Origin of the sequence: Cellulomonas chitinilytica, from assembly GCF_016862675.1 — a bacterium.
Classification (GTDB): Bacteria; Actinomycetota; Actinomycetes; order Actinomycetales; family Cellulomonadaceae; genus Cellulomonas; species Cellulomonas chitinilytica.
This window is the reverse complement of the sequence record NZ_BONK01000008.1, coordinates 217,891-237,570: the sequence shown is the minus strand read 5'-3', so window position 1 is coordinate 237,570 and position 19,680 is coordinate 217,891. Positions and strand designations below refer to the sequence as shown.

Below are 19,680 nucleotides of genomic sequence, written 5' to 3'. Positions count from 1 at the left end.
GGATCAGCGCCGCGGCGGGGCGACGCGGTGCGGGTCGCTGCCCCACCGCTGCGAGTCCGGGATCCCGAGCTCGTCGCAGAGCGCGTGCCAGACGTCGCGCGGCTCGACACCGTCGTCGAGCGCGCGCTCCGCCGTCGTGTTGCCGAGCGCGCCGATGACCAGCTCGTGGGTCAGCGCGCGTCCTTGCGCGGGTCCGAGCACGTCGTCGACCAGCAGCCAGAACTCGCGCATCCTCACGGGGGCCAGCCTGCCATCTGACGCGGGTGCGGCGCGTGTCGGTGCGGCCGGACACAATGGCCGCGTGGTGATCAGCCGGTTCTCGGACCCGACGCGGTCGTGGTTCGAGGGTGCGTTCGCGGCGCCGACCGCCGCGCAGCTCGGTGCGTGGTCCGCGGTGAGCGGCGGCGAGCACGCCCTCGTCGTCGCGCCCACGGGCTCCGGCAAGACGCTCGCGGCGTTCCTGTGGGCGCTCGACGGGCTCCTCACGGGCGACGTCCCGGCCGACCCGGTGCAGCGGTGCCGGGTGGTGTACGTGTCGCCCCTGAAGGCTCTCGCGACGGACGTCGAGCGGAACCTGCGCTCCCCGCTGGTCGGCATCCGGCAGGCCGCCACCCGCCTCGGCCGCACGCTTCCGGACGTCACGGTCGGCATCCGTACGGGTGACACGCCGCCCGCCGAGCGTCGGGCGTTCGCGACGAGGCCCCCCGACATCCTGATCACGACCCCGGAGTCGCTGTACCTCGTGCTGACGTCGGGCGCACGCGCCGGTCTGGCCGGGGTGCGCACGGTGATCGTCGACGAGATCCACGCGGTCGCCGGCACGAAGCGGGGCGCCCACCTGGCACTGTCCCTCGAACGGCTCGACGCCCTGCTCGACCGGCCCGACGGTCCGGGTCCCGCGCAGCGGATCGGGCTGTCGGCGACGGTGCGGCCCGTCGAGGCCGTCGCGGAGTTCCTCGGCGGTGCACGGCCCGTCGCCGAGCGCGGTCGGGAGGTCGTCGTCGTGCAGCCGCCGTCGACCAAGAAGATCGTGGTGGACGTCGTCGTCCCGGTCCCCGACCTGTCCGACCTGCGCGCGGCCGGCGGCACGCAGGGGCTCGACGACGGGTTCGACCTCGCCGGCAAGGCGGAGGCGCCGCTGCCGCGCCCGTCGATCTGGCCGCACGTCGAGGAGCGGGTCGTCGACCTCGTCGCCGACCACCGCTCGACGCTCGTGTTCACGAACTCCCGACGCGGCGCCGAGCGGCTCACCTCCCGGATGAACGAGGTGTGGGCCGAGCGCTGCGGCGTCGACGTCCCGGACCCCGGCACGCTGCAGCCTGCCGCCGTGCCGGCCCAGTCGGGCACGAGCGTCGGCATGGACACGCGCGACGCGGCGACCATCCTGGCGCGGGCCCACCACGGGTCGATGAGCCGCGCGGAGCGCACCCGCACGGAGTCCGAGCTCAAGGCGGGGCAGCTTCCCGCGGTCGTCGCGACGAGCTCGCTGGAGCTCGGCATCGACATGGGCGCCGTCGACCTCGTCGTCCAGGTCGGGTCGCCGCCGTCGGTGGCGTCGGGACTGCAGCGGGTCGGGCGGGCCGGGCACCAGGTGGGGGCCGTGTCGCGCGGCGTCGTGTTCCCGACGTTCCGCGGCGAGCTCGTGCCGGCCGCGGTGACCGCCGAGCGGATGCGCTCCGGCGCGCTCGAGTCGCTGCACGTGCCGCACAACCCCCTGGACGTGCTGGCCCAGCAGGTCGTGGCGATGGTGGCCGTGGAGGACTGGGAGCTCGACGAGCTCGCGACGGTCGTCCGGCGTGCGTCACCGTTCGCCGCGCTCGGCGACGCGACCCTGCGGGCCGTGCTGGACATGCTGGCGGGCCGGTACCCGAGCGAGGAGTTCGCCGAGCTGCGCCCCCGCATCGTGTGGGACCGGGTGCGTGACGTGCTGACCGCCCGTCCCGGCGCGCTGCGGCTCGCCGTCACGAGCGGCGGGACGATCCCGGACCGGGGCCTGTTCGGGGTGTTCCTGGCGAGCGGTGCGTCGACGAGCGACGTGCCCGTGGACGCCGAGCGCGCCGCGGGGCGGGTGCGCGGCGGCAAACGGGTGGGCGAGCTCGACGAGGAGATGGTCTACGAGTCCCGGGTCGGCGACACGTTCACGCTCGGGTCGAGCACGTGGCGCATCGACGACATCACGCCGGACCGGGTGCTCGTCACGCCCGCGCCCGGCGTCCCCGGCCGGCTGCCCTTCTGGAAGGGCGACTCCCCCGGCCGGCCCGCCGAGCTGGGTGCCGCGATGGGCGGCTGGGTCCGGGAGCTGGGGTCGCTGCCCGACGCGGCGGCACGGGCCCGGGTCGAGCAGGCGGGCCTCGACGGCTGGGCGGCCGACAACCTGCTGGCGTACCTCGCCGAGCAGCGTGCCGCGACCGGTGAGGTGCCCACCGACACCGTGCTGGTGCTCGAGCGGTTCCGCGACGAGCTCGGCGACTGGCGGGTCGTGCTGCACTCCCCGTACGGCGCGCGGGTGCACGCACCGTGGGCGATCGTCATCGGTGCCCGGCTGCGGGAGAAGTACGGCGTCGACGCCGCGGCGATGCACTCGGACGACGGCATCGTGCTGCGGCTGCCGGACGTGCTCGACGCCGGGGACCTGGCGACCGCCGACCCGTGGTCGGACGCGGCCGGCCCCGAGATCGACCTCGCCGACCTGCTCGTCGAGCCAGACGAGGTGCTGGACGCGGTCCGCGCCGAGCTCGGCTCGTCCGCGATGTTCGGCGCACGCTTCCGCGAGGCCGCGAGCCGCGCCCTGCTCCTGCCGCGACGCCGACCGGACCGCCGGCAGCCGCTGTGGCAGCAGCGGCAGCGCTCCGCCCAGCTGCTCGCCGTCGCCTCGCAGTTCCCCGACTTCCCGATCCTGCTCGAGGCGGTCCGCGAGTGCCTGCAGGACGACTTCGACACCGAGTCGCTGACGTCGCTCATGCGCGACGTCGCCGCGCGGCGCGTCCGGGTGGTCGAGGTGACGACGTCGCAGCCGTCGCCGTTCGCGCAGTCGCTGCTGTTCGGCTACACGGCCCAGTTCCTGTACGACGGCGACGCACCGCTCGCCGAGCGCCGGGCGGCCGCGCTCACGCTCGACCCGACCCTCCTGGCGGAGCTGCTCGGGCAGGGCGGCGAGTCGCAGCTCGCCGACCTGCTGGACCCGCAGGCGGTGCTGCGCACGGAGGCCGAGCTGAGCGGCCGCGCCCCGGAGCGTCAGGCGGGCACGCTCGAGCAGCTCGCCGACATGGTCCGCCGGCAAGGGCCCCTCACGCTCACCGAGGCCGCGGAGCGGGTCCAGCCGCAGGCCGTGACGGAGGTGGCGGGCTGGCTGGTCGAGCTCGAACGGGCGCGCCGCCTGATCCGGGTGCGGCTCGGCGGCGTCGGTCCCGACCGGGCCGAGCAGTGGGCGGCCGTCGAGGACGCGGGACGGCTGCGTGACGCGCTCGGGGTGGCCCTGCCCGTCGGGGTCCCCGAGGTCTTCACGGAGGTCGTGCCCGACCCGGTCGGCGACCTGTTGCGCCGGCACGCCCGTACGCACGGCCCGTTCACGGCGGCGCAGGCCGCGACGCGGTTCGGGTGGGGCGTCGCCGTGGTGCACGACGCGCTGCGCCGTCTCGAGTCGGCGGGTGTGCTCGTGCAGGGCCGGCTGCGGCCCACCGAGCTGGGCGGCACGGGTGACGAGTTCTGCGACGCGGAGGTCCTGCGCACCCTGCGCCGCCGGTCGCTGGCCGCGCTGCGGGCCCAGGTCGAGCCCGTCGCCCCGCAGGCCCTCGGCGTGTTCCTGCCGCGCTGGCAGGGCGTGCAGCCCGTCGCCCGGACCGGGCACGCGTCGGCGACCGGGACGCTGCGCGGCGTCGACGGGGTCGCCCGCGTCGTCGAGCAGCTCGCCGGCACGGTGCTGCCCGCGTCCGCCTGGGAGACGCACGTGCTGCCCGCGCGGGTGAGCGACTACTCCCCCGCGATGCTCGACGAGCTGACCGCGGCGGGCGAGGTGCTGTGGGCCGGTCACGGCGCGCTCGCCGGTCACGACGGGCTCGTGTCGCTGCACCCGACGAGCGTGGCCGACCTGACGCTCCCCCCGGTCGACCCCGACGCCGGACCCGTCGACCAGGCCTTGCACGTGGCCGTGCTCGACGCGCTCGGCGGGGGCGGCGCCTGGTTCCTCGGCGCCCTCACCGACCGGGTGCAGGCACAGCTCGAGCCTGACGGCACCGACCCGACCTCCGCCCCCTGGACCGCCGCCGACGTGGCCGTCGCTCTCTGGGACCTCGTGTGGGCGGGCCGGGTCACGAACGACAGCCTCGCGCCGCTGCGCGCCTGGCTCGGCACGGGGCCGACGGCGCACCGCAGCCGCGCGGCCGCACCGCGGAGCCACCCGCTGCGGCCGCGGCTCGGGCTGCGGGCGCAGCTCCGGGTCGCCGGAGCAGCGGCAAGCGCCGGCGGGCGGCCCGTCCGCGACGGAGCCGCGACGGCGGGCGGCGGGCGGTGGTCGCTCCTGCCCGGGCGGGAGGCCGACCCGACGTTGCGCGCGCACGCGCTCGCCGCCCAGCTCCTCGACCGGCACGGCATCCTCACGCGCGCCGTCGCGCCCGCCGAGGGACTCGGCGCCCGGTTCGCGGACGTCTACCGCGTGCTGTCCGCGCTCGAGCAGGGCGGGCAGGTCCGCCGCGGGTACTTCGTCGAGCGGCTCGGCGGCTCGCAGTTCGCGCTGCCGGGCGCGGTCGACCGGCTGCGGGTCGACGCGCAGGTCGTCGAACGGGCCACCGACGTCGACGGGACGCCGGAGCGCCTCGTCGTCGTGCTCGCCGCGACCGACCCGGCCAACCCGTACGGCGCCGCGCTCGCGTGGCCGGACCCGGGCGGCCCACCGTCCGAGGGGACCACCGGCCGGCACCGTCCGGGCCGGAAGGCCGGTGGGCTCGTCGTGCTCGTCGACGGGGCGCTCGTCCTCTACCTCGAGCGAGGCGGGCGGACCCTCCTGTCGTTCGACGGCGACGTCGACGTCCTGCGCGCCGCGGCCGACGGCCTCGCCGCGACAGTCCGCACCCGGCACGCCGGCCGGCTCACCGTCAGCCGCGTCGACGGCGTGGAGGTGCTCGCGGGCGGTGCGCTGCACGGTCCGGTGGGACAGGCGCTGGTCGCGGCCGGGTTCGGGCCGACGCCGCGCGGCCTGCGCCTGCGGAGCTCCTCGTGACGGGCGCACCTGCGACGGCGCGGTGCCCGCACGGACGACGAGTGCCCGACGAGGCCGGTCGTGCCCGAGGGTGACGTGCTGCGCCGGACCGCCGCGCGGCTCGACCTCGCGCTCGTCGGCTCCCCCCTGACGCTCTCGGACCTGCGCTGGCCCACCGCCGCGACGGTCGACCTGGTCGGACGCACCGTGCTGGGCACACGCCCCTACGGCAAGCACCTGCTGACCCGGTTCGACGACGGCCGCACCCTGCACACGCACCTGCGCATGGACGGCTACTGGCGGGTCCACCCCACCGGACCGTCCGGGTCACGGGACCGCTCACCGCAGGTCCGTGCGGTCCTCGCCACCAGCCGATGGACGGCGGTCGGCCACCTGCTCGGGATGCTGGACGTGGTGGCGACCCGCGACGAGGGCACGCTCGTGGGTCACCTCGGCCCGGACCTGCTCGACGACCCGTTCGACGCCGCCGAGGCACTCGCCCGCTGGGTCGCCCGGGGCGCGACGCCGGCCGCGGAGGTGCTCCTCGACCAGACGGTCGTCGCGGGGATCGGGACGATCTTCATGGCCGAGTCGCTGTTCGCCGAACGCCTGTGGCCGTGGCTCCCGGCCGACCAGGTGCCGGACCCGGGACGACTGCTGCAGGTCGCCCGCCGGCTCATGCAGCGGTCCGTGCTCAGCGGCCGGCCACCGGGTCGCGTGCACGGCCGAGTCCGCCAGCCCTGCCCCCGGTGCGGCACCCCGGTCGCCCGCGGTGAGGCACGGCAGCCACCGATGCAACGCCCCGTCTTCTACTGCCCACGGTGCCAGCCGGCACCGGCCCGCACCGCCGCGCCGCCCAGGTGAGCCGGCGGTGCCGAGCCGGGGACGGCGCGAGGCCCGTACCCCCTGAGGGGCACGGGCCTCGTCGACGTGGTGCGGGCGTCAGCCGATCGGTGCGAGCTCGGCACGAGGCCGGGCCCAGCCGCCGTCCGCGGTACCACCCAGCGATGCCGCGAGGTCCGCGGGCACCGTGTCGGGGATCAGCAGCCCCTCGGCGACGGCGACGCGGTCGCTCACCTCACGCAGCACGAGCGACATCGGAACGGCGAGCGCGTCGCAGATGCTGCTGAGCAGCTCCGACGACGCCTCCTTCTGACCTCGCTCGACCTCGCTGAGGTACCCGAGCGACACACGGGCGGCCGACGACACCTCGCGCAGGGTCCGCCCCTGGCGCTGTCGCGCGTCCCGCAGCACGTCGCCGATCTCTCGGCGGAGTACAACCATCCGGGCTCCCCCCCTCGCGTCGCGTCCCTGCCCGTCGACCGGCGTCGCTGCCTGCGCCGGGCTCTTCACCGCCCCCGGCATACCCTTGACCGGGAGAGTTCCACCGTACCTTGCACCGCCCGCGCGCGTGATCATCCCGCGGACCGGCGGTCGAGTGCTCATCACGAGCGTTCCAACGATCCGGCTGGTCCCGGTGTTCCCCGTGGCCTGTGACGCACCCCACGAGCTCCGAGGAATCACCCGCTGCGACCAGCCGGTCAGCCGTCGAGGACGTCCTGTGTGAGCGCGAGGACCGCGTCGACGGCCGCGGCCCGGACCTGGGACCGGTCGCCGTCGAGCGTCAGCGACCGGACTGCGACGCCGTCCGCCGACGCGACCGCCACGTGCACGGTCCCCGGCGGGTGGCCGTCCTGGTCCGTCGGGCCGGCGACACCGGTCGTCGCGAGCCCGACGTCCGCGCCGAGCCGCTCGCGGACCCCGACCGCCATCTGACGTGCGACGTCCGCGTCGACCGGGCCACGGGACTCGAGCAGGGTGCGGTCGACGCCGAGGAGCTCGGCCTTGAGCGCGGTGGCGTACGCGACGACCGCCCCGCGCAGGACCACGGACGCGCCCGGCACGCCGACGAGGGTCGCCGACACCAGTCCACCCGTCAGGGACTCGGCGACCGCGACGGTGCGGTGCCGCTCGGTGAGCAACGCGACGACGGTCGCGGCGCGCTCGTCGGGCACTCCGGCGCGCTCGTCGTGCACGGGGTCAGATCCCCGCGCCGGGCGGCACCACCGCGGCCCGGCGGATGCGCACCGCCGCGCGGACGTAGTCGAGCCCGGTGACCACGGTGACGAGCACGGCGGCCCCCATGAGGACCGCGGCGACGACCGACACGAACGCGGGCAGCTCGTCGAGCGGCAGCAGGTACAGCCCGATCGCGAAGGACTGCAGGACGGTCTTCAGCTTGCCGCCGCGCGAGGCGGGCAGGACGACGTAGCGCAGGAGGAAGAACCGCATCGCGGTGATGCCGAGCTCGCGGACGAGGATCACGACGGTCACCCACCACGGCAGGTCCCCCAGCGCGGACAGGAGCACGAGGGCGGTGCCGACGAGCAGCTTGTCCGCGATCGGGTCGAGGAGCTTGCCGAGGTCGGTGATCTGCCCGGACCTGCGTGCGACCCACCCGTCGAGGCGGTCCGTGAGGGCGGCGACCACGAAGATCGCGGTCGCGGTCAGCCGGCCCGAGACCGTGTGACCGCCGTCCACGAGCATCGCCCAGGCGAAGAACGGGACGAGGACGATGCGCAGCACCGTGAGCACGTTCGCCAGGTTCCAGGCGGAGGGAGCGGCATCGATCACCCGGACAGCGTAGAGCGGCGCGCACCGCTCGCCGTGCACCCGTGCGGCGGTCACGCAGATGGACGAACGTCCATTACCGTCCCTCCGTGACTCGCCACGCGCGCGGCCGTCGGAGATCACCGTGGCGCTCGGGTCTCGCCGCGGTGCTCGTCGTCGTCGGCACCGTGAGCGGCGCGCTGACGGGCGCCGCCACCGAGCACACCCGCTCGACCGCGCACGGCGACGTGGAGCACGCCGTGGTCGGCGCCACCACCGCACCGGCACCGCCGGCCGCACCGAGCACACCGGCGCCTGCGGCACCGGAGCCCGCGCCCACGTCGGTGGCCGCACCCCAGGCGGCGCCCGAGCCGGATCCCGAGCCGGACGCCGAGCTGACGATCGTCGCCGCGGGGGACGTGCTGCCGCACCTGCCCGTCGTCGGGTCGGCCCGCACGGCGGACGGGTACGACTTCGGGCCGCTGCTCGCCCCGCTCGACCGGTGGGTCGGGCCGGCCGACCTGGCGCTGTGCCACCTCGAGGTGCCCGTGGCGCCCGCGGGGACACGACCCAGCGGGTTCCCGGTCTTCGGCATCCCGTCGCAGATCGCGGCAGGGCTGGCGGCGCACGGCTGGGACGGCTGCTCGACCGCCTCCAACCACGCGGTCGACCGAGGCTTCGCCGGTGTCACCGCCACGCTCGACGCGCTCGACGCCGCGGGCCTCGGCCACGTCGGCACGGCCCGGACCGCCGTCGAGCAGACGCAGCCCCAGCTCTACCGGCTCGAGCGGGCGGGCCGCCGCACGATCACCGTGGCGCACCTGTCGGCGACGTACGGCACCAACGGCATGCCCGTCGACCCCGACAAGCCGTGGTCCGTCGACCGGATCGACGTCCCCGCGCTCGTCGCCCAGGCGACCGCCGCCCGTGCGGCCGGGGCGGACCTCGTCGTCGCGAGCATCCACTGCTGCGTCGAGTACCGGACGGACCCGACCCAGGAGCAGGTCGCGATCGACCAGGCGATCGCCGACTCCGGGGTCGTCGACCTGGTCCTCGGGCACCACGCGCACGTGCCGCAGCCGGTGGTCCGGCTCGCCGGCGGGCCGCGGGGCGAGGGCATGTGGGTCGCCTACGGGCTGGGGAACCTGCTGTCGAACCAGGACGGCGCCTGCTGCTCGCCCGACACCGCCTCCGGGCTGCTGCTCACGGCGCACGTGCTGGCCACCGGCGCGGACCCCGGCACCGGCCGGCCCCCGGGACCCGCACGCGTCACCGGCGTCGAGTGGACCCCGGTCACCGTCGACCGGACCGGCGGGCACCAGGTGCACGCGCTCGCCGACATCCCCGACGGCACCGGCACGCTCCCGGCGGCGCAGGTCGCGGACCGGGGTGCCCGCGTGCGGGCCGCCGCGGGGACGCAGGCGCCGGAGCGGTCGGCGCCGGTGACCTCGACCGGCCCGCCGCCGGTCGTGGTCCCCCGCACCCGCTGACGGTCGTGGTCCCCCGCACCCGCTGAAGGCGGAGACCTCAGCCGCGGGTCAGGGGATCGACTCGCCCGGCTGGGCTCCGCCGAACAGCCACCCCTGGCCGTAGCGCCACCCGTTGCGGTGCAGGTAGTCGGCCTGCTGCTCGTTCTCGATGCCCTCGGCGATGGTGACCATGGCGAGCTCACGCGCCAGCGCGCCGAGCGCGCGCGCCACCCGCCCGGCCGTCGGGTCCTCGGGGATCCCCGAGGTGAACGACATGTCGAGCTTGACGCCCGCGACGGGCAGGTCGCGCAGGTACGACAGCGGCGAGACCCCCGTGCCGAAGTCGTCGAGCAGGATCGGCACCCCGGCGGCCGAGAGCTGCGTGAGCTCGTGCCGGATGCGCGTGCCCGACGCGACGAGCGACGACTCGGTGAGCTCGACCACGATCCGGCCCGGCGCGACACGGTGCCGCGAGATCTCCGCGAGCAGCGTCGTCGCGAACTCCCCGTCCCCGAGCTGGTCCGCGGACACGTTCACCGACACCCACCGGGTCTGGTCGCTGGTGTGCGCGACGAAGTCGACGACCTGGGTGGCGACGAGCTGGCCGAGGGGCACGGACAGCCCGGCCTCCTGGATCGACGACAGGAACGCCCCGGGCAGCAGGAGCCCCCGGTGCGGGTGCTGCCACCGGACGAGCGCCTCGTACCCGACGACCTGCAGGTCGGTGAGGTCGACGATCGGCTGGTAGTGCACGACGAGCTGGTCGTGCTCGATCGCGGCGATCAGCTCCCGGTGCACGCCGGCGGTGGTCGCCTGCTCCATGGACGGCTCGTACACCTCGGTCCGCCCCCGCCCGGCGCCCTTCGCGCGGTACAGCGCGGCGTCGGCGGCTGCCAGCAGCGACGGCGCGCCGCCCTCGATCAGGTCCGGAGAGGCGAGCGCGATGCCGATGCTCGCGGCGACCGTGAGCCGTCGCCGGGCCACCCGGACCGGCTCGTGGAGCGCCGCGTGGATGGCCGTCGCGACCTCGAACACGGCGCGCGGCCCGTCCGGGTCCTGCACGACGACCACGAACTCGTCGCCGCCCAGCCGGGAGACCGTGCCCCGGCGGGCGGTCGCCGCCCGGAGCACACCCGCGACGTGCACCAGCACCTCGTCGCCCGCGGCGTGCCCGTACCGGTCGTTGATCTCCTTGAACCCGTCGAGGTCGCACGCGAGCACCGCGACGCGGTCCACGACCCCTGGCTGCTCGAGCACCGACTGCAGGACCTCCTGCAGGAGGGTGCGGTTCGCGAGGCCCGTGAGCGGGTCGTGCATCGCGCGGTGCGTGAGCATCTCGGCCTGCAGGCGGGACTCCGTCGAGTCGCGGACCTGCACGACGAAGTGGTCGGGGTCGCCCGCCGGCGTCCGGACGAGCGCGGTGTCGAGCACCACCCAGACCAGGTGGTCGTCGGCGCGCTGGTAGCGCTTCTCGAGGGAGAACCGGTGCTGGCCCCCGCCCAGCAGCCGGTCGACCTCGAGGCGTTCGGCGGCGCGCTCCTCGGGCGTCGACAGGTCCTCCATGAGGTAGCCGCGCAAGGCCCCGACGCTCGTCCCCAGGAGCTCGGCGAACGCCGCGTTGGCCTCGACGATCCGCCAGTCCAGGTCGACGAGCGCCATGCCGATGGGCGCGTTCTCCATCGCGACCCGGAACTGCATCTCCGACCGGGTGAGGGCCGCCTCGACCTCACGCCGACCGGTCACGTCGACGAGCGTGGTGAGCACGGCGGCGGACTCGCCGTCAGCGCCGGGCACGAGCTGGCTCGACACCTGCACCATCCGCGGCGGCGTGCCCAGGGCCCCGGGCAGCGCGACACCGACGAGCTCGGACTCCTGACCGCCCCGGGCGGGCAGACCGCTGTGACCGAGGACCGCGGCCGGGTTCATCGCGAGGCCCTGCTCGTTGACCAGGACCATCGGCAGGTTCGCCACCCGCAGGCCCACCGACGTGGACGCGTCGACCCCGAGGATGGCGGCGGCGCGCTCGGAGATGTCGAGCACGTGACCGCCGAGCGACTGGACGAGCACGCCCTCCTTCGTCACCGACTGCAGCGCGTCGTACCGGTGGCGCAGCTCGCGGGAGATCTCGACGAGCTCGTTCGCCTGGCGCACCTGCGCCCGCTGCCTGCCGAGCAGGACGAGGACCGTGACCAGCGCGATGACGGCGACGACGGCGATGCCGAGACTGACCACACCGAGCGGCGCCGCGACGGCTGCGATCACCGAGCCCCGCCGGACCAGCGGCCGGCGTCGTCCTCCTCCGCGTCGTCGAAGTAGTCGGTCGCGACGGGCGGGTCGCCCGGCATCGCGCCGTCGTCCGCGGCGTACCGGTCGCCGGCGCCGCCGTCCGTGCCACCGCCCTGGTCGCCGCGCAGCATCGCCAGGGTCGCGGCGAGGTCGTCGGGCTGCACGAGCACCTCGCGCGCCTTCGACCCCTCGGACGGGCCGACGATCTCGCGGGACTCGAGCAGGTCCATCAGGCGGCCGGCCTTGGCGAACCCGACCCGCAGCTTGCGCTGCAGCATCGACGTCGACCCGAACTGGGTGGTGACGACGAGCTCCGCGGCCTGCAGCAGCAGGTCGAGGTCGTCGCCGATGTCCTCGTCCACCTGCTTCTTGGCGGCCGCGACCGCGACGTCCTGCCGGTACACGGGCTTGAGCTGCTTCTTGACGTGCTCGACGACCGCGTGGATCTCGGACTCCGAGACCCAGGCGCCCTGCGTGCGCATGGGCTTCGCCGCGCCCATCGGGAGAAACAGCGCGTCGCCCTGGCCGATGAGCTTCTCGGCGCCGGGCTGGTCGAGGACGACGCGCGAGTCCGTGAGCGAGCTCGTCGCGAACGCGAGCCGGGACGGCACGTTCGCCTTGATGAGACCGGTCACGACGTCGACCGACGGCCGCTGCGTCGCGAGCACCAGGTGGATGCCCGCGGCGCGCGCGAGCTGGGTGATGCGCTGGATCGACGCCTCGACGTCCCTGGGGGCCACCATCATCAGATCGGCAAGCTCGTCGACGATCACAAGGAGATACGGGTAGGTCGCGATCTTTCGCTCCGACCCGGGCAGCGGTTTCACCTTCCCGGCCCGCACCGCGACGTTGAAGTCGTCGACGTGCTTGAACCCGAACATCGCGAGGTCGTCGTACCGCGCCTCCATCTCCCGGACCACCCACTCGAGGGCCTCGGCGGCCTTCTTCGGGTTGGTGATGATGGGGGTGATGAGGTGCGGGATGCCCTCGTAGATCGTCAGCTCGACGCGCTTGGGGTCGACGAGCACCATGCGGACCTCGTCGGGCGTGGACCGCATGAGGATCGAGACGATCATCGAGTTCACGAAGCTGGACTTGCCCGCGCCGGTGGCGCCGGCGACGAGCAGGTGCGGCATCTTCGCGAGGTTCGCGGTGACGTACCCGCCCTCGACGTCCTTGCCGACGCCGATGACCATCGGGTGCTCGGTGCGCTTGGCGGCGCTCGAGCGCAGCACGTCGCCGAGCGAGACGGTCTCGCGGTCGGTGTTCGGGATCTCGATGCCGATCGCGGACTTGCCGGGGATCGGGGACAGGATCCGCACGTCCGCGCTCGCGACGGCGTAGGCGATGTTCTTGCTCAGGGCGGTGACCCGCTCGACCTTCACGGCCTGCCCGAGCTCGACCTCGTACCGCGTGACGGTCGGCCCGCGGGTGAACCCGGTGACCTTCGCGTCGATCTCGAACGCCTCGAGCACGGACGTGAGGGACTCGACGACCCGGTCGTTCGCGGCCGACCGCACCTTGTGCGGCGCCCCCTTGGCGAGGCTGTCCTCGGACGGGAGCGTGTAGAGCACGTCGCCCTCGAGCATGGGCTGCTCGCCGCGCGGGACGCCCTTCGGCTCGGGGGCGACGAGCTCCTTCACCCGGCGGGGGGTGACGACCTCGGTGGGCGCGGTCACCGGGGCGGCGGCCTCCGCCTCCGCCTCCTCCTCCGCGCGGCGGGCCGCGTCGACGAGAGCGGCACGCTCGAACGCCTCGTCGCCGACGTACGCGTCGAGGCGGGTGGGGTCGGCGTCGTCGACGCTCTCGGCGCGGCGGCGCCGGCCGAGCAGCCCGCGCTTGCGAGCGGGCGGCTCGACCTCCTCGACGGCGGTGTGCCCGGCGTTGATGACGAGGGGCGCGTCGTCCTGATCGGCCTCCTCGGCGGTGCGGTGGTTCCCCGTGAGCCGGTCGTACACGCCGCGCAGCCGGGGCACGATCTGGTGCACGGGCGTCGCGGTCACGACGAGCACGCCGAAGAACGCGAGCAGCAGCAGGAGCGCGACGGCGACCCCGGTGGTGAGCAGGCTGGCCAGCGGGGTGCCGACGAGGTAGCCGACCATCCCTCCGGCGGTGCGCAGGGCCGGGAAGTCGTCCGTGCCCGGCAGGCCCTGCCCGAGGTGCACGAGCCCGCAGACGGCGAGCGTGATCGCGGTGATCCCGATGGTGATGCGCGAGTTGGCCTGGACCCGGTCGGGGTGCCGCATGAGCCGGACGGCGAGGCCGAGCAGGACGACGGGGACGGCGACCCCGACCCGGCCGAAGCTGCCGGCGACGATCGCGTGCACGGCGGTGCCGGCGGTGCCGGACAGGTTCCACCACTCGCGCGCCGCGACGACGATCGCGAGCCCCAGGAGCGTGAACGCGAGCCCGTCACGGCGGTGCGACGGATCGAGGTCCCGTGCGCCGTGGCCGAGGTGGCGCGCGGCGCCACCGACGAGGTGCGCGGAGCCCATCCAGACGCCGCGGATCATGCGCAGCGGCAACGCCGGCCGGCGCGGTGCGGGTGCCGGTGTCCGCGCGCCCGGGCGTGTCGAGCCGTTGCGCGCCGCGGCCGGACGACCCGAGGACCGAGGGCTGGCGGCGGCACCGGACGCGCCGTTGCGCGGCCGTGGGGAAGACGTACGTGTCGCCATGGTCCTCAAACTAGCCGGGGTCGGTGCCGCAGGACGGCGCCCGGGGGTGCGTGTCGTCGCACCTCATCCGCGGATCAGCCCGACGCCCAGCGTCACGACGCCTGCGGCGAGGACCGCCGCGCCGACCGCGAGCAGGGCGACCCACCGGTTGGGCCGCTCCCGGCCCCGGCCGATCGCCGACAGGAAGAACCCCGCGGGCAGCAGGACGGCCGCGACGAGGACGCCGGTCTGCGCGAGCCACCGCCATCCGCCGCCGAGCGTGGTCGCCTCGCCGAGCAGCACGCAGACCAGCCCCAGCGTGACGAGCACCCCGGCGTGGGCGTGGCCGGCGCGGTAGAAGGCGCGCTGGAAGTCGGTCGCCTGCTCCCGCCCGGTCGTGACGCGGAACAGGAACCATCCGCCGGACTCGATGCCGACGACGGTCAGCGCGACGATCCCTGCGGTGACGCGTGCGGCGTCGGTGAGCTCGAGCATCTCGCCTCCTCGGTTTCCAGACGTTGTTATGGAACACCGTTCGCAAACCCTCGTCAACACTTCTACACTCGCGGGATGGGACGGCCTCGACTGCACGACGACGCGCTGCGGTCGCGGCTGCTCGAGGCGGCGTCGGCCGCGCTGGCCGACGAGGGCGTCGGCGGCCTGACCGTCCGTGACGTCGCCGCCCGGGCCGGGACGTCGACGTCGGCCGTGTACTCGCTGTTCGGCGGCCGGCCCGAGCTCGTGCGGGCGGTCGGCGACGAGGCGTTCGCCCGCTTCGCCGACCGCCTCGCGGCCGTCCCGCGCACGGCCGACCCGGAGGCCGACCTGATGGCGCTCGGCCTGGCCTACCGTCGCTACGCCCGCGACGAGCCGCACTTCTACCGTGCGATGTTCGGCACCCCCGGCGCCGGCGCGCAGGACGGCTCGCGGGGGCCGATGACGCAGGCGCCCACGTTCGTCGTGCTGCGCGACGCGGTCGCGACCGTCCTGGTCGCCCGCGGCGCACCCGTTGACGGAGCCGAGCGCGCGGCCCTCGGCCTGTGGGCGCTCGTGCACGGGCTCGTGGAGCTCGAGCTCGACGGGCTGGTCCCCGGCGACGAGACCGTCGCCGGGGAACGGTACGCGTCGACGCTCCGCGCAGCCGGGCCCGGCCTCCTCGCCCCCACCTGACCGGCGCGGGGCCGGTGCGCGCCGGCCGGTGCGCCAGGCCGGTGTCGGTGGCTCGTGCCACGGTGGCGGGGTGGCCTCGCGAACACCAGGACGGGACGGCGCGGCGCGCACCGCGACACGCAGCCAGGTGCTGCGCCACCGGGTGCGCGTCCAGCAGCTCGACCGCGCACCCGGCGCGGCCCGTGCCCCGACCGACGTCGTCACCCTCGACCTCGGGGTCCAGGACACGGGACCCGACGGGTCGCTGTGGGCGCTCGCCGTCCGCGGCGCGGACGTCACGTCGCAGCACTGGCCCGACGACCTCGCGCTCGCCTGGACCCTGCGCGGCGCGCCCCACGCGTACCGCCGCCACGACCTGCCCGCGGTGCAGCGGGCCGTGCGGCCGTACTCCGACGCCGACGCCGGCAAGCGACTCCTCAACGCCACCACCCCGTTGCGCGCCGCGGGCATCGACCCGACCGACGCGCTCGCGCACGTCGCGCGGACCATGCGGCGCGTGGTGACGCACCCGCTCGACAAGGGCAGCCTCTCGACGCGCATGACCGCGGAGCTCACCGAGCCGTACCTGCGGTGGTGCGGGCCGTGCCACGCGACCCACATGTACGAGATGCCGTTCCGCCTGGCCGCCCTGCACGCCGGTCTCGAGCTCGAGCCCGGCACCTCACCCCCGGTCGTCCGGCGCGCGCCCGGGTTCCCGACCGCGCAGGTCGCGGTGGTCGCCCGCTCCGACGACGACCGCGACGACGGGCCGTTCGACCTCGTCCGGCTCGTGCTGCACCTGCTCGGACCGCTGACCCCGAAGCAGGTCGCGTCCTTCCTCGACGCACCCGTCAAGGACGTGGCCGCACGCTGGCCGGCGGACGTCGTCCCGGTGGCGGTCGCGGACGTCGGGACGGCCGACCTCCTCGCGGACGACGTCGAGGCGCTCGACGCCGCGGCGGACGCCGACGGGCCGCCGGCCGTCCGCCTCGTCGGGCCGTACGACCTGTTCCTGCAGGCACGCGACCGGACGCTCCTCGTGCCCGACGCCGCCCGGCACAAGGCCCTGTGGCCTGTGCTCGGCCGGCCGGGCGCCGTGCTCGTCGACGGCGAGGTCGCAGGCACCTGGCGGCCCCGGGCGACGGGCGGGCGGCTCGCGCTGGAGCTCGACGAGTGGGTGCCGTGGGACGCAGCGACGCGGCGCGCCGTGGCCGCCGAGCACGAGCGGCTCGCCGCGTTCAGAGGCGCCGCTCCGGCCTGACGCCGGCGCGCGGGACCCGGGTGCGCGACCCACGCCGGGTCCCGCGAGCGCCGACCGACGATCAGACGGGCGTCGGCTCGCCCCGCCCGAGGACCACGAGCCTGTCGCTCGCCCCGACGGCCGCGAACCGGTCCTGCACGGCCGAGAGCGGGTCGACGAAGTGCGCCCAGTCGGTGTGGTGCACGGGCAGCACCGTCGCGAGCGGCAGGAGCGCGGCGGCGGCCGCGGCCCGGGGGGCGTCGAGCGTGAGCGGCTCCGCGCCGAAGCGGCCGACGTTCGCGCCGCCGACGAACAGGACCGCGAGCTCGATCCGGTCGAACCGGCGGGCCACCTGGTCCAGCACGTCGAGCGAGGCGTTGTCGCCAGAGACGTAGACGGTCCGCTCCCCCGGCGCCTCCAGGACGAAGCCCGTGACCTCGCCGCTCAGCGCCTCCGCGCCCTCGGGACCGTGCCTCGCCGGCACGGCCGTCACGCGGACGTCGTCGCCGAGGGCGACCTGCTCCCACGGCGCGAGGCCACGCACTCCCGGGATCCGCGCGGCCGCGTCGGGCGTGGAGAGCACCGTCGGGACCGACGGGAGCAGGGCGCGGCCGGCGACGTCGAGGTTGTCGGCGTGCTGGTCGTGCGAGAGCAGCACCACGTCGACGTGGCCGAGGTCCTCGACGGGCACCCCGGGGCCGACGAGCTTGTGCAGGGTCGCGCCGCCCGCGTAGTCGGCCGGTGCGTCGTCGAACGTCGGGTCGGTGAGGAACGTCAGGCCGGCGTAGGTGAACCGCAGCGTCGGGCCGCCGACCCAGGTCGCGGTCGTCGTCCTGCGGGTGGTCTCGCGCTCTGTCGTGGTCATGGCTCCACCCTGTCGCGCAGGTCACGAGCCCGCCAGTGGCCCGCAGGACACCTGTCGCTAGAATCGGGCCATGGCACACGTCGTGGCTGTCGTCGCGTTCGAGGGCATCAGCCCGTTCCACCTCGCGGTCCCCTCGGCCGTCTTCACGGCCCGGTACGGGGGCGCACCGGGACGGCCGTACGAGGTCGTCGTGTGCGCGCCGACGCCGGGCCGTGTCCCCACCGCGGCCGGGTACGACCTCCACGTGGAGCACGGGCTCGACGTGCTCGCCCGCGCCGACACCGTCGTGCTGCCGAGCTGGGACGCGCACCGGGAGCCGCCGACGGCCCTGCTCGACGCCGTCCGGTCGGCGCACGCGCGCGGCGCGCGGGTCGTCGGCCTGTGCCTCGGTGCGTTCGTCGTCGCCGCCGCCGGGCTCGTCGACGGCCGCGAGGTCGCGACCCACTGGCACGCGGCCGCAGAGCTCGCCCGGCGCCACCCGACGGTCCGCGTCCGTGCCGACGTGCTGTGGAGCGACCACGGCGACGTCCTCACCTCCGCGGGCGTCGCCGCCGCGCTGGACTGCTGCCTGCACGTCGTCCGGACCGACCTCGGCGCCCGGGTCGCCACCGAGGTCGCCCGCTCGCTCGTGCTGGCACCGCACCGCGACGGGTCGCAGGCCCAGTTCATCCCGGCCCCGGTCGCGCCCGCCCCGGGCGGGGACCCGGTCGACGACGCGATCGCGTGGGCGCAGACCCGCCTCGACGAGCCCGTCGACCTCGACACGTGGGCCGGCGCCGTCCACCTGTCGCGCCGCACGTTCACGCGCCAGTTCCGGGCCCGCACCGGCACGAGCCCGACCCGGTGGCTGCTGCACCAGCGGCTCACCCGGGCACGGGTCCTGCTCGAGACGACCGACGACCCGATCGAGACGGTCGCGCGCCGTGCCGGCTTCGGCAGCACGGCGACGCTGCGGCAGCACTTCGCCGACCGGTTCCGCACGAGCCCGCACCAGCACCGGGCGATGTTCCGGACAGAGCCGGCCGCATCGCTCTGACCTGCACGATCACCCTGCCGGGGGACACTGGCAGGAGGTCGACGGTCGGTGGCGGTTATCCCTGCGGCCGATGTCGGTGCTCGCGCCTACTGTGACGCCATGCGCACCCACCTCCCCCGGACGGTCGAGCCATGAGCCGTCGCGGATGGATCCTCCTGCTGTCCATGGGCCTCATCTGGGGCGTCCCGTACCTGCTGATCAAGGTCGCCGTCGGCGAGGTCACCCCCGCGACCGTCGTGTTCGTCCGCACCGGGCTCGGCGCGCTGCTGCTGGTGCCGTTCGCGTGGCGTGCGGGCGGCCTGCGCGTGCTGCGCCGGCACTGGCCGGCGGTCACCGCGTTCGCGGTGCTCGAGCTCGTCGGCCCGTGGATCCTGCTGTCGAACGCCGAGCGCACGCTGTCGAGCTCGCTCACCGGGCTGCTGATCGCCACGGTCCCCATCGCCGCGGTCGTCCTCGGCCGCATCGTCGACCGCGAGCGGGTCGCCCTCGTCCGGTGGGTCGGCCTGCTCGTCGCGCTCGGCGGCGTGGCCCTGCTGCTCGGGCCCGGCGCCGGCGCGGACGACCCGTGGGCCGTGGCCCAGGTGCTGCTCGCCGCTCTCGGGTACGCGACCGCACCGATGATCGCCGACCGCTACCTGCGCGACGTCCCCGCGATCCCGCTGACCACCGCATGCCTCGGCCTGACGGCGCTCGTCTACCTGCCCGTGGTGCTGCTCACCGGCCCGCACCCGTGGCCGACCGCCGACGCGGTGCTGTCGCTCGCGCTCCTGGGCGCCCTGTGCACGGCACTCGCGTTCGTGCTGTTCTTCCAGCTCATCGCCGAGGTCGGTGCCGCACGCTCGACGCTCGTCGCGTACCTGAACCCGATCGTGGCCGTCGGGCTCGGGGCCCTCGTCCTCGACGAGCGGATCACGATCACGGTCGTCATCGCGACGGCGCTCATCCTCGTCGGCTCCGCCGCCGCCTCTCGTCGCGGCGGGCCGCGGAGCGTGGCGGCACCCGCGGGCGAGGTCACCGTCGCCACGAGCGCCGACGACGAGGCCGAGCGCGTCCGGGACGGCCTCGCCGCTCCTGGCCGCACCGAGGTCGAGGACCGCGCGGCCAGCCGGCCGAGCTGACCACCGCCTGTGCCGGTCGGCCGGGCGCCAGGGAGCAGCACTCCCCTGGCGCCCGACGG

15 protein-coding genes are annotated in these 19,680 nt (G+C 75.5%); 7 read left to right on the top strand and 8 right to left on the bottom strand.

Annotated features, from left to right (window positions below; translation table 11 throughout):
* Nucleotides 1-3: 3 nt before the first annotated feature.
* Nucleotides 4-237, bottom strand: a complete 234-nt coding sequence (locus Cch01nite_RS13205) for a DUF3046 domain-containing protein (protein ID WP_203755254.1) — start codon at nucleotides 235-237, stop codon at nucleotides 4-6.
* Nucleotides 238-301: 64 nt separating this feature from the next.
* Between Cch01nite_RS13205 and Cch01nite_RS13200 the strand changes: the two genes are divergently transcribed.
* Both Cch01nite_RS13200 and Cch01nite_RS13195 read left to right on the top strand, forming a co-directional pair.
* Nucleotides 302-5,215 carry an ATP-dependent helicase gene (locus Cch01nite_RS13200; RefSeq protein WP_239070483.1) on the top strand — a complete coding sequence of 1,638 codons (4,914 nt, stop codon included), beginning with the start codon at nucleotides 302-304 and terminating at the stop codon, nucleotides 5,213-5,215.
* Between the two features lie 60 nt (nucleotides 5,216-5,275).
* A complete protein-coding gene (locus Cch01nite_RS13195) occupies nucleotides 5,276-6,058 on the top strand; it encodes a DNA-formamidopyrimidine glycosylase family protein (protein ID WP_203755234.1) in 783 nt (260 codons plus the stop codon).
* Nucleotides 6,059-6,136: 78 nt separating this feature from the next.
* Here the strand turns inward: Cch01nite_RS13195 and Cch01nite_RS13190 are convergent, their stop codons facing one another.
* The 3 genes from Cch01nite_RS13190 to pgsA form a co-directional block, all read right to left on the bottom strand.
* Nucleotides 6,137-6,478: a helix-turn-helix domain-containing protein gene (locus tag Cch01nite_RS13190; RefSeq protein WP_203755220.1), complete on the bottom strand. Its 342-nt coding sequence runs from the start codon at nucleotides 6,476-6,478 to the stop codon at nucleotides 6,137-6,139.
* A 257-nt stretch (nucleotides 6,479-6,735) separates the two neighbouring features.
* Nucleotides 6,736-7,230 (bottom strand): CinA family protein, encoded by a 495-nt coding sequence (locus Cch01nite_RS13185; RefSeq protein ID WP_239070475.1) that lies wholly within the window; start codon nucleotides 7,228-7,230, stop codon nucleotides 6,736-6,738.
* Nucleotides 7,231-7,234: 4 nt separating this feature from the next.
* The gene (pgsA, locus tag Cch01nite_RS13180; protein ID WP_203755217.1) at nucleotides 7,235-7,828 is read right to left on the bottom strand and encodes a CDP-diacylglycerol--glycerol-3-phosphate 3-phosphatidyltransferase; all 594 of its coding nucleotides are present in this window, start codon (nucleotides 7,826-7,828) and stop codon (nucleotides 7,235-7,237) included.
* 86 nt (nucleotides 7,829-7,914) lie between these two features.
* On the opposite strand from pgsA, the gene Cch01nite_RS13175 reads away from it, so the two are divergent.
* Nucleotides 7,915-9,294: a CapA family protein gene (locus Cch01nite_RS13175; RefSeq protein ID WP_203755214.1), complete on the top strand. Its 1,380-nt coding sequence runs from the start codon at nucleotides 7,915-7,917 to the stop codon at nucleotides 9,292-9,294.
* A 48-nt stretch (nucleotides 9,295-9,342) separates the two neighbouring features.
* On the opposite strand, the gene Cch01nite_RS13170 is transcribed toward Cch01nite_RS13175, so the two are convergent.
* The 3 genes from Cch01nite_RS13170 to Cch01nite_RS13160 all read right to left on the bottom strand — a co-directional run bounded on the left by Cch01nite_RS13170 (nucleotide 9,343) and on the right by Cch01nite_RS13160 (nucleotide 14,708).
* The gene (locus tag Cch01nite_RS13170) at nucleotides 9,343-11,535 is read right to left on the bottom strand and encodes a putative bifunctional diguanylate cyclase/phosphodiesterase (protein ID WP_203755211.1); all 2,193 of its coding nucleotides are present in this window, start codon (nucleotides 11,533-11,535) and stop codon (nucleotides 9,343-9,345) included.
* On the bottom strand, nucleotides 11,532-14,072 hold the full coding sequence (locus Cch01nite_RS13165) for an FtsK/SpoIIIE family DNA translocase (RefSeq protein ID WP_203755208.1): 2,541 nt from the start codon (nucleotides 14,070-14,072) through the stop codon (nucleotides 11,532-11,534). The genes Cch01nite_RS13170 and Cch01nite_RS13165 overlap by 4 nt, the downstream gene beginning before the upstream one ends.
* A gap of 225 nt (nucleotides 14,073-14,297) precedes the next feature.
* Nucleotides 14,298-14,708: a hypothetical protein gene (locus Cch01nite_RS13160; RefSeq protein ID WP_203755181.1), complete on the bottom strand. Its 411-nt coding sequence runs from the start codon at nucleotides 14,706-14,708 to the stop codon at nucleotides 14,298-14,300.
* 75 nt (nucleotides 14,709-14,783) lie between these two features.
* On the opposite strand from Cch01nite_RS13160, the gene Cch01nite_RS13155 reads away from it, so the two are divergent.
* Both Cch01nite_RS13155 and Cch01nite_RS13150 read left to right on the top strand, forming a co-directional pair.
* Nucleotides 14,784-15,383: a TetR/AcrR family transcriptional regulator gene (locus Cch01nite_RS13155; protein ID WP_203755178.1), complete on the top strand. Its 600-nt coding sequence runs from the start codon at nucleotides 14,784-14,786 to the stop codon at nucleotides 15,381-15,383.
* 70 nt (nucleotides 15,384-15,453) lie between these two features.
* A complete protein-coding gene (locus tag Cch01nite_RS13150; RefSeq protein ID WP_203755175.1) occupies nucleotides 15,454-16,623 on the top strand; it encodes a DNA glycosylase AlkZ-like family protein in 1,170 nt (389 codons plus the stop codon).
* Between the two features lie 61 nt (nucleotides 16,624-16,684).
* Here the strand turns inward: Cch01nite_RS13150 and Cch01nite_RS13145 are convergent, their stop codons facing one another.
* Nucleotides 16,685-17,467 (bottom strand): MBL fold metallo-hydrolase, encoded by a 783-nt coding sequence (locus Cch01nite_RS13145; RefSeq protein ID WP_203755172.1) that lies wholly within the window; start codon nucleotides 17,465-17,467, stop codon nucleotides 16,685-16,687.
* A gap of 70 nt (nucleotides 17,468-17,537) precedes the next feature.
* Here Cch01nite_RS13145 and Cch01nite_RS13140 point away from each other — a divergent pair, with 70 nt between their 5' ends.
* Both Cch01nite_RS13140 and Cch01nite_RS13135 read left to right on the top strand, forming a co-directional pair.
* A complete protein-coding gene (locus Cch01nite_RS13140; protein WP_203755169.1) occupies nucleotides 17,538-18,503 on the top strand; it encodes a GlxA family transcriptional regulator in 966 nt (321 codons plus the stop codon).
* Nucleotides 18,504-18,634: 131 nt separating this feature from the next.
* Nucleotides 18,635-19,621, top strand: coding sequence for a DMT family transporter (locus tag Cch01nite_RS13135; RefSeq protein ID WP_203755166.1), 987 nt, complete (start codon nucleotides 18,635-18,637; stop codon nucleotides 19,619-19,621).
* Nucleotides 19,622-19,680 lie beyond the last annotated feature (59 nt).